The organism is Variovorax sp. YR216, assembly GCF_900107745.1.
Taxonomy (GTDB): domain Bacteria; phylum Pseudomonadota; class Gammaproteobacteria; order Burkholderiales; family Burkholderiaceae_C; genus Variovorax.
In genome coordinates, this window is sequence record NZ_FNRO01000001.1 from 272,054 (window position 1) to 284,386 (window position 12,333).

At 66.7% G+C, this 12,333-nt stretch carries 8 protein-coding genes; all 8 read left to right on the forward strand.

The annotated features are described in order from the left end of the window. Positions 1-130 precede the first annotated feature (130 nt). On the forward strand, positions 131-1,747 hold the full coding sequence (locus BLW05_RS01260; protein ID WP_093158697.1) for an MFS transporter: 1,617 nt from the start codon (positions 131-133) through the stop codon (positions 1,745-1,747). Beyond that, the gene (locus tag BLW05_RS01265; protein ID WP_093158699.1) at positions 1,744-3,153 is read left to right on the forward strand and encodes a serine hydrolase domain-containing protein; all 1,410 of its coding nucleotides are present in this window, start codon (positions 1,744-1,746) and stop codon (positions 3,151-3,153) included. The genes BLW05_RS01260 and BLW05_RS01265 overlap by 4 nt, the downstream gene beginning before the upstream one ends. 139 nt (positions 3,154-3,292) lie before the next feature. Beyond that, positions 3,293-5,821 carry a hypothetical protein gene (locus BLW05_RS01270; protein ID WP_093158702.1) on the forward strand — a complete coding sequence of 843 codons (2,529 nt, stop codon included), beginning with the start codon at positions 3,293-3,295 and terminating at the stop codon, positions 5,819-5,821. Between the two features lie 21 nt (positions 5,822-5,842). Further along, positions 5,843-7,714 carry a GMC family oxidoreductase gene (locus BLW05_RS01275; protein WP_093158704.1) on the forward strand — a complete coding sequence of 624 codons (1,872 nt, stop codon included), beginning with the start codon at positions 5,843-5,845 and terminating at the stop codon, positions 7,712-7,714. Positions 7,715-7,775: 61 nt separating this feature from the next. Further along, positions 7,776-8,207, forward strand: a complete 432-nt coding sequence (locus BLW05_RS01280) for a hypothetical protein (RefSeq protein ID WP_093158706.1) — start codon at positions 7,776-7,778, stop codon at positions 8,205-8,207. Between the two features lie 7 nt (positions 8,208-8,214). Then, a complete protein-coding gene (locus BLW05_RS01285) occupies positions 8,215-9,510 on the forward strand; it encodes a hypothetical protein (protein ID WP_093158708.1) in 1,296 nt (431 codons plus the stop codon). A gap of 55 nt (positions 9,511-9,565) precedes the next feature. Then, entirely contained in the window at positions 9,566-11,056 is a 1,491-nt protein-coding gene (locus tag BLW05_RS01290) for a Dyp-type peroxidase (RefSeq protein WP_093158711.1), read from the forward strand. After that, positions 11,053-12,279, forward strand: a complete 1,227-nt coding sequence (locus BLW05_RS01295; protein ID WP_218135131.1) for a catalase family protein — start codon at positions 11,053-11,055, stop codon at positions 12,277-12,279. The genes BLW05_RS01290 and BLW05_RS01295 overlap by 4 nt, the downstream gene beginning before the upstream one ends. Positions 12,280-12,333 lie beyond the last annotated feature (54 nt).

The following is a 12,333-nucleotide window of genomic DNA, read 5'->3' on the forward strand; positions in this document are numbered from 1 at the left end:
GTCGTGCCGCTGCCGGCGGGCAATCTAGCACGCAGGGCGCGCTGGCATGCGCCCATTCGATCGCCTTGCACGGCGCGCGTGGCTTGCCTTCATACTGGCGGGCCTTCGATGGCACCTGGAAGGCGTCCCAATGACCCAGATCGGCAAGCCGCCGGGCGACGACGCGCTGATCCGCCACGGCTGCGAGACCTTCGATTGCGCACCGGCCGCAAGGCCCTGGGTGCTGGCCGCGGCGATCATCGGCTCCAGCATGGCCTTCATCGACGGAACGGTGGTGAACGTCGCGCTTCCCGCGATCCAGGCGGACCTGCATGCGACCGCCTTCCAGGCGCAGTGGGTGGTGGAGTCGTATGCGCTGTTCCTCGCGGCGCTGCTGCTGGTCGGCGGCGCCATGGGCGACCGCTTCGGGCGGCGCAGGATCTTCGCGATCGGCGTGACGCTGTTCGCGATCGCCTCGGTCGCATGCGCACTGTCGGGCGACGTGCAACAACTCATTCTCGCGCGAGCCGTCCAGGGGGTCGGCGGCGCGATGCTCGTGCCGGGCAGCCTTGCGCTGATCAGCGCGTCGTTTCCAGAGAAGGAACGCGGCCGCGCCATCGGTACGTGGTCGGGCTTCAGCGGCATCACCGCCGCGATCGGGCCGGTGCTCGGCGGCTTCCTCGTCGATCGCTATTCGTGGATCTGGGCCTTTCTGGTCAACGTGCCGATGGCCATCGCGGTGCTGCTGATCGTGTGGCGGCATGTGCCGGAAAGCCGCGGCGGCGAGTCGGCTGCCGGGCTCGACGTCCCGGGCGCGGCGCTCGCGACGCTGGCGCTGGGCGGCGTGGTCTATGCCTTCATCGAAGCGCCGACGCAGGGCTGGAAATCGCGCACGGTGCTTGCAGCGCTGGTCGCGGGCGTCGTTGCCGGCATCGCGTTCGTGGGGGTCGAGCTGCGTGTGCGCTCGCCGATGCTGCCGCTGTCATTGATGCGCATCGGCAACTTCGGCGGGGCGAATCTGCTGACCCTGCTGCTCTACGCGGCGCTGGGTGGCGGGCTCTATTTCTTCCCGCTCAACCTGATCCAGGTGCAAGGCTACTCGGCGACGGCTGCGGGCGCTGCGCTGCTGCCGTTCATCCTCATCATGTTCGCGCTGTCGGGTTGGGCGGGGCAGCTCGTCGATCGCTTCGGACCGCGCGGGCCGCTGGTCATCGGGCCGAGCATCGCGGCGGTCGGGTTCGCGTTGTTCGCGCTGCCGGGCGTGGGGGTCAACTACTGGACGGCGTTCTTTCCCGCGGTGGTGGTGCTGGGCTTCGGCATGACCGTGACTGTCGCGCCGCTCACGACGACAGTGATGAACGCCGTTGGGCCGGACTTGGCGGGTATGGCATCGGGCGTGAACAACGCAGTGTCGCGCGCGGCCTCGGTGCTGGCGATCGCGGTCTTCGGGGTGGTGATGGCGTGGGCGTTCGGTGCGCAGTTGGGGGAAGGGCTGCGCGACGCGGGCGCATCCGCGCAGGCCACGGCGTTTCTCGAATCGCAGCGAAGCCAGCTGGCGGGCGCGGCGCTTCCGCCCGGCGTGGATGAGGCGACGGGCAACGCGCTGCGGTACGCGGTGAACGCGGCGTTCGTGTCAGGATTCCGTTGCGTGATGGGCATCTGTGCAGCGCTGGCGCTGTTGAGTGCGTTGAGCGCCTGGCTCTTCATCAGTCGCCAGCCGGCTACACTCCCGGCCCCTTTTTCTGATCGGAGACCCAAGCGCCCATGAAGAAGAACGAGAGCAAAAGTCCCTCGTGGATGCCCGCCGCCCTGGACTACATCCAAAAGTGGCTCGACTTCCAGGTCGAACGCTACCGCCAACCCGGCTGCGCAGTCGCCATCGCCCAAGGCGGCAAGGTGATTGCCGAATTCGGCATCGGCGTCGCGGACATGCGAACCGGCAAGCCGATGACGCCGAGGCATCGCTTTCGCATCGCGTCGCATTCCAAGACCTTCACGGCCAGCGGCGTGATGTTGCTGCGCGAGCAGGGCAAGCTGGGGCTCGACGATCCCATCGGCCGCTACGTCGGCGGCCTTCACAAGGACCTGGCGAAGGCACGCATCGGCGAATTGCTGTCGCACGGCGCGGGCGTGGTGCGCGACGGTGCGGATGCCGGCCAGTTCCTCGATCGCCGCCCCTATCTGTCGCGCGCCGAGTTGCTCGGCGAGCTTGCGAAAAAGCAGCCGCTCGATGCGGGTGTCCAGCTGAAGTATTCGAACCACGGCTACGGCCTGCTCGGCATCCTGATCGAGGAGATCAGCGGAACGGCGTACGCGGACTGGATCACGCGCAACGTGATCGAAGCCGCCGGCCTGAAGGAGACTGCGCCCGACATGCCGCAATTGCCGAAATCCGCGCCGATGGCCTCCGGCCACACCACGGAGTTTCCGTTCGGTCAGCGGCTGATCGTGCCGGGCGACAACGCCTGCAACGCGATCGCTCCGGCGGGCGGCTTCGTGTCGACCGCTTCGGATGTGGCGCGCTTCTTTGCGCAGCTTGCGCCCGAGAGCAAGCAGAGCATCCTCTCGCCAGCCAGCCGGCGCGAGATGATGCACCGCCGCTGGCGCGACGAGTGCAACACCATGGAGTTCCACTACGGCCTCGGCACGATGATGAACGAGCGCGGGCCGAAGGAGTGGTTCGGCCACACCGGCAGCCTGCAGGGCTTCATCTCGCGCACCGCACGTTTTCCGGCCACGGGCTTCACCATCACCGTGCTCACCAACGCGATCGACGGCCTGGCGTACGCGTGGGTCGATGGCATCGCGAGCATCCTTTCCGCGTTCAGCATCCACGGCGCGCCGGCCAAGGCACTGCAGGGCTGGAACGGCCGCTGGTGGTCGATGTGGGGCACGACCGATCTGGTCGCGATGGGCAAGGTGGTCTGCCAGATCGCACCGGCGATGTTGACGCCATTCGACAGCGCCACCACCGAGTTCACGATCACCGGCAAGGACGACGGGATCATCCGCAAGACGTCGGCCTTCAACAGCCCTGGGCAGACCGTCCGCCGCGTGCGCGACGGCAAGGACCGGGCGACCGAACTCTGGGTCGGCGGCACCAAGCTGCTGCCGAAGGAGACGATGGTGGCGGAGGTCACGGGGCGCTACCGCAAGTCCGGCAAGACGCGCTGAAGATGCCTGCGTAGCGAGCGCCACGCCGCATACTCCCTTCGCGTTAGCGCGCATGGCCGATAGTCAAGGCGCGCACCCCCCTCCAAACTGCGCCATCCCAGCCGCCTGCTCGCGTGGGCGCTGACGCAGGAGGGAAAGCATGACCCAGAGTAGCTGGCGCGCGGCAAGTCTCCTGCCGCTTCTCGCTTGCGCCGTGCTAGCGGCGTGTTCCAAGGGGCCCAAGCCCGGCGAGGTTCTCGACGAAGCCCGGCTGGCCGGACGCGAAGCCAAGTCGTTTCCGCAGGCGGACGAGGATTATTTCCACGACATGGACAACGGCATCGCGCTCTCGCCCGACGAGATCCGCGGCCGCAACATGTGGCTGGTCTGGAGCGGCGGCAACGATCGCTTCTGGAACCTGATGACCGACTACACCTTCGGTGCCTTCGACCTGCTGAAGATCATCAGCTCGCATCCCAGCCAGGGCTATTCGCGCGCCAATCGGTGGAAGTACTTCGGCCTGGTCAACGAGCCCTGCTTCGAGAACGCCGCTGGGCCCGACAAGAACCGCCGCGGCCTGTGGCTCGATGTGCGCAGCAAGGATTGCGCGCCCGACCCCTTCGAGAACGAGAGCAAGTATCCGGGCGTCAAGATCGGATCGCGGGGCCAGCCGCTGGGCGACGGCACCACGCAGCCGGTGGGTTCGTACTACGGCTATGCGACCGGCATCGCTGGCCTCAGGCTCTTTCCCAATCCGGCCTTCGACGAGAAGGCGGCAAAGGAATGGGATGCCGAGAAGTACTACACCGACCCGAGCTACTACAACCGCAAGGACCTCGTGCGGCCCTACCGCGTTGGCATGTCGTGCGGCTTCTGCCACCTGGGGCCGAGCCCGGTGAAGCCGCCCGCGGATCCGAACAGCCCGAAGTTCGAGAACCTCAGTTCGTCGGTGGGCGCGCAGTACATGTGGGTGGACCGGCTCTTCATCCACAACTCGAACAAGCCGGAGGGCCGCACCAACTACATGTACCAGCTCGCGCACACCTACCGGCCGGGCACGATGGACACCTCGCTGGTCTCCACCGACATGATCAACAACCCGCGCACCATGAACGCGGTCTACGAGTTCGGCGCGCGCATGGGCCTGGCCAAGCGGCTCGGCGCCGAGAAACTCGCGGGCGGCGAACTGGACAACAAGCAGTTCAACGACTTCCTCACCGAAGGGCCGCTGACCGAGTTCTTCTCGAAGGGCGACAGCATCGTGCGCACGCCGCGCGTGCTGAAGGACGGGGCGGATTCGGTCGGGCTCCTGGGTGCGCTCAATCGCGTGTACCTGAACATCGGCCTCTTCAGCGAGGAATGGCTGCTGCACTTCAACCCCGTGGTCGGCGGCAAGACGATCACGCCGATCCTCATCGCATCGGCGCAGAAGAACTCGAGCTACTGGCAGGCCACCGAGATCGGCAACTTCGACACGGCGAAGTTTTTCCTCAAGGCGGCAAAGCCCGACCACCTCAAGGATGCGCCCGGCGGCGACAAGTACATGGCCGATGCCGCGACGCTGGAGCGCGGCAAGGTCGCCTTCGCCGACACCTGCGCGCGCTGCCATTCGAGCAAGGCACCGCCCGTGCCCGAATCGCTCGGCCTGACGCCTGCGCGCTGCGCCGGTCCGGGCTACGTCGAATGCTTCAAGCGCTACTGGAACTGGACGCAGACCGACGAGTACAAGATGCAGATGCGCAAGATCGTCCAGGCACCGGACTTCCTGGATGGCAACTACCTCTCCACCGACCAGCGCATCCCGGTGACGCTGCTGCGCACCAATGCGTGCAGCCCGCTCGCGACCAACGCGCTGCGCGGCAACATCTGGGACAACTTCTCGTCGCAGACCTACAAGAACCTGCCCTCGGTGGGCACCATCACCATCGTCGATCCCTTCACCGGCGAGCCGAAGCCCTACCAGATGCCGGCGGGCGGGCGCGGCTTCACGCGCGTGCCTTCGTTGATCAGCGTGTGGTCGACCGCGCCGTTCCTCCTGAACAACACGGTCGGCGAGGCGGATCCCGACAACAACCCCTCCGTCGAAGCGCGGATGAAGGTCTTCGACGCCTCGATCGAGCAGATGCTGTGGCCCGAGAAGCGCAAGACCGATCCCGAGCTCGGCGCGAAGGCCGGCGGCATGATCGACCGCACGACCGAGCGCAGCACCGTGACCGTTCCCGCCGGCTTCGTGCCCGAAGCGGCGCAACCCCTGCAAGGCATGCTGCACCGATGGCTGCCGTGGCTGGTCAAGGACGAGGGCGACATCGTGCTCGGACCGATCCCCCAGGGCGTGCCGGTGAACCTGCTGGCCAACCTCAAGCTGCGCGCCGAAGCCGACAGCATTGGCGAGAAGGCCAGCCACGTGAAGGATGTCGGCGAACTGCTCGTCACGCTCAAGCGCACGCTCGCCAATGTGCCGGCAGGCGCGACCGACGAGGAACTGCGCAAGCACTTCGCCGTGGTGCGCGGCCCGATGCTGGAGCTGAGCAAGTGCCCCGACTTCGTGGTGAATCGCGGCCACTATTTCGGCACCGCGCAGTTCAACCAGCAGGAGAGCCTGAGCGCCGACGAGAAATCGTTCGGCCGCGAGCCCGTGCTGAGCGATGACGACAAGCGCGCATTGATCGCCTTCCTCAAGACCTTCTGACCGCGACACCGACCGCGCCTCATGCATGGACCCGACCCGACCGAGTGGGACTACGTCGTCGTCGGATCGGGGGCGGGCGGCGGCACGCTGGCGGCGCGGCTCGCCGAGGCGGGCATGCGCGTGTTCCTGATCGAAGCTGGCGGCGATCCACGCACGGGCGACAACCGCCTGCCGGACGACTACGACGTGCCGGCCTTCCATGCCTTCGCCTGCGAGAACCCGGCGATGAGCTGGAACTTCCACGTGCGCCACTACGCCGACGAGGCGCAGCAGGCCAGGGACTGGAAGTACGCGCCGGGGCAGGGCGTGTTCTATCCGCGTGCGGCAGGCCTTGGTGGCTGCACCGCGCACAACGCGATGATCTTCATGCTGCCGCATGCCTCGGATTGGGATCACATCGCGCAGCTCACCGGCGACCTCTCCTGGCGCGCCACCCACATGCGACGCTATGCGCAGCGGGTGGAGGACTGCCGGCACCGCCCGGTGTGGCGGGCGCTGCGACATCTCGGGCTCGATCCGACCGGGCACGGATGGCACGGCTGGCTGCGCACCGAAAAAGCCGTCCCGCTGACCGTGCTCGGCGACGACGGGCTGGTGCGCGTGCTGCGCGACACCGCGCGCACCTTCACGAGCAGCCTGCCCACGCCCATGCTCAGCACGCTGCGCTGGTTGCGCGGCGGCATGGGCGACCCGAATGCGCGGCGCGCGACGGGCAAGAGCTTCGAGGGCATCTGCTACACGCCGCTGGCGACGTCGGAGCACCGGCGCGTGGGGGTGCGAGAGCGACTGATCGACGTCGCACAGCGGCATCCTGACCGCCTGCACATCGAAATGAATGCGCTTGCCACGCGGCTGCTCTTCGATTCCGATGGCGGCGTCAGCGGGGTCGAGTACCGCAAGGGCGAAAGGCTCTACCGCGCCCACGAATACCCGAGCGAGTCGAACGGCGACCTGCATGAGGTCCGGGCGCAGCGCGAAGTCGTGCTGTGCGGCGGCGCCTTCAACACGCCGCAATTGCTCATGCTCTCCGGCATCGGCCCGGCGGATCATCTTGCAGCGCTCGGCATTCCGGTGCGCGTCGACCTTCCGGGCGTCGGGCGCAATCTGCAGGATCGGTACGAGGTGGCGGTCACCCATCGCATGCGCGCGCCGTGGGAAGTGCTCGAAGGTGCGCGCTTCGATCGCGACGACACGTTGTGGCGTCATTGGAACGATGGCGAATCGGGCATGTACGCATCGAACGGCGCGGCGCTCGGCGTGGTGCAGCGGTCGCAGGCGGCACAGCAACACGACCAGGCGCCGGACCTGTTCTGCATGGCATTGCTGGCCCGATTCGAGGGCTACTTCCACGGCTTCTCGAAATGGATCAGCGAGTATCAGGACCGCCTCACTTGGGCCGTGCTCAAGGCCCACACGCGCAATCGCGCCGGCACGGTGCGCCTGCGTTCGGCGGACCCGCGCGACATGCCCGAGATCGACTTCCGCTACTTCGATGAACACAGCGACCCGGCTGGCGAAGACCTTCAGGCGGTGGTCGAGGCGATTCGCTTCGTGCGCCGCATGACGGTGCCGCTGATCAAGAGCGGATGGATCGCCGAAGAGATCGCACCCGGGCCCGATGCGCAGAGCGACGAGGCGCTGGCCGCCTATGTGCGCGACACCGCATGGGGCCATCACGCCTCGTGCTCGTGCCCCATCGGCGCGGAGGAAGAGGGCGGGGTCCTCGACAGCACCTTCAGGGTGCACGGCGTGAAGCGGCTGCGCGTGGTCGATGCCTCGGTGTTCCCGCGCATCCCCGGGTTCTTCGTTGTCGCTGCGGTCTACATGATCGCGGAGAAGGCGGCCGACGTGCTCCTGCAGGAAGCGGGCCGCACACGTCTTTCGGCAAATTGACGACCCCCAACGATCGGCAGACACTTTCTGAGCAAAGGGGCTTCCCCCGAGGAGAAGGCGTATGGCATATGACGTGCAGCAGTTGCTGGACATGTCGCAGCAGCAACTCGACGACCTGTTCCGCGCAAGCCCTGCCGGCGACATCCCCAACGGCGAGGCCGAGGGCACCGCGATCATCGCGCCCGGTACGCACTACACGGAATCGATCGCGAAGATCATCAACTTCTTCGGCTGGCAGGGCAAAGTGTTCGATGCCGAGAAGGGCGTGCTGAAGAACAAGATCACGCCCTTCGGTGTCGAGGCCATCGTCGCCAAGGTCGGCAAGGGCGAGAGCTGGCTCGACGGCAAGGAGTGCATCGTGCTCGACTACTCCGCCACTTCGCTGGTCGCGCACTGGATCCGCGACGAGATCCGCCTCATTTCGCCCAACTTCTACCTGGGCAAAGTGTATTGGGGCAAGGAACGGCTGATCGACTTCTGCCTCAAGTTCTGATGATGCGGTGACGCCTCAATCCCACTTCATGGTGTTGGCAGCCATCGTGCCGGACCGGGAGTCCGACTTGCGCGCGTTGCTGGACACGATGAACCTGCTGCCGGGCATGGCGGATCCCGCGAATGCGCTCGTGCCCTTCGGCGCGTTCGAGCGCCTGCACTTCGCGCGCTTCGCAGTGCTCCCGGACGCCACCGGTTCCGACTTCGAGGTCTTCGATCTGCCGAGACTGCAGGTGCCGGTCTATCTCACCTTCCTCGGCGAATGCGACGGGCCGGCAGAAGCTCAGCTCGCGGAGTTCGCGGACGAGGCAGGAGAAGGGTTGCGGCGGATCTTCTCCCACTGTCAGGGCTTCGATGCGGGCGCCGATCTGCTCGCCTGGCTCAAGGCCCACCAGACGCCCACGTCGGCCGGCTATGTGAACTGGATCGGTCGCACCGTCAGGCAGATCCGCGAGAACAGCGCACTGCAGAGAGCGCTGTCTTCGCAGGTGCCGCGCGACGGGACCGCTGCAGACGATCCGCAAGGCGCACGGCACGCATTGATGGCCTTCGTGCAGGACGAGCAGCTCGAAGGCCGCCTGCTGCTGACATCCGCGGAGCGCACGCCGTTCGAATGGCAGGTCCGCAATTTCATTCACGCGGTTGGCATTCCGTTGATCGGCCTGATCCTGCTGCCGCTGATCATCGTGCTCGCGCCGTTCGCCATCGTGCTGTTGCGGCGCCACGAGAAAAGCGATCCCGAGTTCTGTCCGCGCCCCGAGCGGGCCGCGGTGCGGGAGATGCAGCAGCTCGAAGACCACGATCTCACCAACAGCTTCACCGCACTGGGACCGGTCAAGCCCGGATGGTTCCGTCGCCGGCTGACGCAGCTCCTGCTGCTGCTCATCGACTACGCGGCCCGCCATGTCTTCGGGCGCGGGCACCTTGCGCGCGTGCAGACGATCCACTTCGCGCGCTGGGTCTTCCTCGACGACAAGGCGCGGGTGCTGTTCGCGAGCAACTACGACGGCAGCCACGAGAGCTACATGGACGACTTCATCAACAAGGCCGCGTGGGGCCTGAACCTGATCTTCAGCAACGGCTTCGGCTGGCCCCGCACCGACTGGCTGATCAAGGGCGGGGCGCGCCACGAGTTGCGCTTCAAGTACTACCAGCGCCGCCACCAGCTCCCCACGCAGGTCTGGTACAAGGCCTACCCCGGCCTCACCCTCACGGATCTGAACCGCAACCAGCGCATCCGCGAAGGCTTCGAGATGGCATCGATGAGCGACGAACAGGTGCTCGCATGGCTGAGGTTGCTATGAGCCGCCCGGCCGCCCGAAGGCGAATCCCGAAGCGCCTCCGCGCGAGGGTTGTTCCATGAACGCGCGACCGGTCGACTACGAAGACATCCAGGGCATCGTGCGCTTCGGCTACAAGCGCATGACGCAGGCCGTCTTCCTGTTGCTGCGCGTGACGAATGCCGATGCCGCACGCACCTGGCTTGCGAACGCGCGCGTCACCAGCGCCATGACGCAGGAGCCGCCGCCCACGACCGCGCTGCAGATCGCCTTCACCAGCGGCGGCCTGCGCGCGCTCGGTGTGGCCGAGCACATCATCGAAGGCTTCTCGAGCGAATTCATCGTCGGCATGAGCAGCGACCCGGCGCGAGCGCGACGGCTGGGCGATCTCGGGTCGAGCGACCCGGCGCAGTGGCAGTGGGGCGGGGCGCCGGACGCGATCCCGCATGTGATGGTGATGCTCTACGCCGAGCCCGGCGGCCTCGAAGACTGGGGCATGGAGGCAATGGCGGGCGCGGAAGAGGGCTTCGTGCAGCTCGCCGGCCTCACCACGTCCGACATGGACGGCGTCGAGCCCTTCGGCTTCGTGGATGGAATCTCCGAGCCCGCGCTCGACTGGCAGCGCGAGCGTCCGGCGCGCGACATCGAGCGCGAGGACTACACCAACCTCTCGTGCCTTGGCGAGTACCTGCTCGGCTATCCGAACGAATACGGTGGCTACACCGACCGGCCGCTGCTCGATCCGCAGCGCGATCCCGATGCGCTGCTTTCGTCCGCGGAAGATGCGCCCGAGAAGGCCGATTTCGGCCGCAACGGCAGCTACCTCGTGCTGCGGCAACTCGAGCAGGATGTCTCGGGCTTCTGGCGCTTCATCGATGCACAGGTGCAGGGCGACCCGGCGGACCGCAAGCGGCTCGCCGAAGCGATGGTCGGCCGCACGATGGACGGCGAGCCGCTCATGGGCCGCACCAACGAGGCGATCGACGGCGAGGACAACCCGCGCAACACCTTCACCTACCGCGACGACGACGCGGGCCTGCGCTGCCCGATCGGTGCGCACATCCGCCGCAGCAATCCACGCAATGTCGATCTTCCGGCGGGGCCGCCAGGATTCATCTCATGGGCCAGGCGAACGCTGGGCTTCGATGCCAGCGCGCTCGCGGACGACCTCGTGGCATCGACGCGTTTCCACCGGCTTCTGCGGCGCGGACGTGAATACGGGCCGGGCGTCTCCTTGACCGAGGCCCTTGCAGGGCAGGTGCCGCAAGAGGGCACCGGCCTGCACTTCATCTGCCTCGGCGCGAACATCGCGCGCCAGTTCGAGTTCGTCCAGTCGGCATGGCTCTCGGGCATCCGGTTCAACGGATCACCCGACGAAAGCGATCCACTGATCGGCAACCACCTTCCGCGTGCCGACGGTACGCGGACCGACTGCTTCTCGATGCCGCTGGCCAACGGACCCGCGCAGCGGGTGTGCGGCCTGCCGCAGTTCGTGACAGTGCTCGGCGGGGCGTACTTCTTCCTGCCCGGGCTTCGCGCGCTGCGCTACATCGCGAAGGGAGAGCCATGAATTCGAACGTCAGCCGTCCGACGCCACGCGCCAACACGGGTTCGCTGTGGCGGAACGTGGTCAGCGATGCCGGCATGGCGTTCATCCGGCTGGAGCGCCGCTTCGACCCCTTGTTCAGGCCGGCCTTCGATGCCTTCCTGCGCGATCCCCTGGCGCGCTTCACCACCGCGCTGATCAACAGCCGGCGCGAGAACGAAGGGCTCGGCATCGCCGAGGAAAGACTGCTGCCCGACGAGGAAAGCTTCACCGATTCGATCGTCAAGAGCTTCACGCGCCAGATGACCGACCTGTGGAAACCCGGCGGCTTCGAGCGCGGCGGCAACACCAAGACGCAGGGCATCGTGCGCGGCGAGTTCATCGTCCACGACGACATCCCGGAACACATGAAGCGCGGCATCTATGCGAAGCCGCAGACCTTTCGCGCCTGGGTGCGCTTCTCGGGGCCGGGGCCCTACATCACGCCGGACATCGACGACGTGGGCTTCATGAGCATCAGCATCAAGCTCATGGGCGTGCCCGGCGAGAAGCTGATGGACGAGGAGAAGCACACGCTGGACATGTTCGCCGTGTCCACGCCGACGTTCGTGACGCCGGACGCCCGGTGCAATGCGGCCCTGCAGATCGAGAGCGTGAAGAACGCGCAGATCTTCTACTTCGTGAACCTGCGCGAGTCGCACATCCTCGACCTCGTGATGCAGTCGCTCTTCATCAAGACGCAGAGCAGCCCGTTCGAAGCGCCGTACTTCAGCTGCGTGCCGTACCTGATGGGCGAGGGGCAGGCGATGCAGTATTCGGTGTGGCCGAAGACGAACAAGCGCACGCCGATCCCGCGCCTGCCGCTGCGTCCGCCGGACGACTACCTGCGCAATGCGATGGTGGCCTCGCTCGCCGAGGGCGATGTGGAGCTCGACTTCCGCATCCAGATGCAGACCGACTCGCACCTCATGCCCATCGAGAACGCGGGCGTGCTGTGGCCGGAGAAGCTCTCGCCGCGCATCAGCGTCGCGACCTTGCGGCTGCCGCGCCAGAAGTTCGATTCGCCCGCGCAGATGGAATTTGCCAAGCGGCTTTCATACAACCCCTGGCACACCATCGCCGACCATCGCCCGCTCGGCAACCAGAGCCGCGCGAGAAAGCGGATGTACTGGGCGCTGTCGACGCTCCGGCACAACATGAATGCGGTGCCGCACTATGAGCCGACGGGAGACGAGCTGTTCGAGTAGCCCTCGCCGGGCTGGATTCCGGTCGCTACTCTCCTGCCGTCAGCAACACGCGAC

Coding starts and splice junctions, on each gene's coding strand:
- BLW05_RS01260 (WP_093158697.1), top strand. CDS start 131: ATGACCCAGATCGGCAAGCCGCCGGGCGACGACGCGCTGATCCGCCAC.
- BLW05_RS01275 (WP_093158704.1), top strand. CDS start 5,843: ATGCATGGACCCGACCCGACCGAGTGGGACTACGTCGTCGTCGGATCG.
- BLW05_RS01280 (WP_093158706.1), top strand. CDS start 7,776: ATGGCATATGACGTGCAGCAGTTGCTGGACATGTCGCAGCAGCAACTC.
- BLW05_RS01270 (WP_093158702.1), top strand. CDS start 3,293: ATGACCCAGAGTAGCTGGCGCGCGGCAAGTCTCCTGCCGCTTCTCGCT.
- BLW05_RS01265 (WP_093158699.1), top strand. CDS start 1,744: ATGAAGAAGAACGAGAGCAAAAGTCCCTCGTGGATGCCCGCCGCCCTG.
- BLW05_RS01295 (WP_218135131.1), top strand. CDS start 11,053: ATGAATTCGAACGTCAGCCGTCCGACGCCACGCGCCAACACGGGTTCG.
- BLW05_RS01290 (WP_093158711.1), top strand. CDS start 9,566: ATGAACGCGCGACCGGTCGACTACGAAGACATCCAGGGCATCGTGCGC.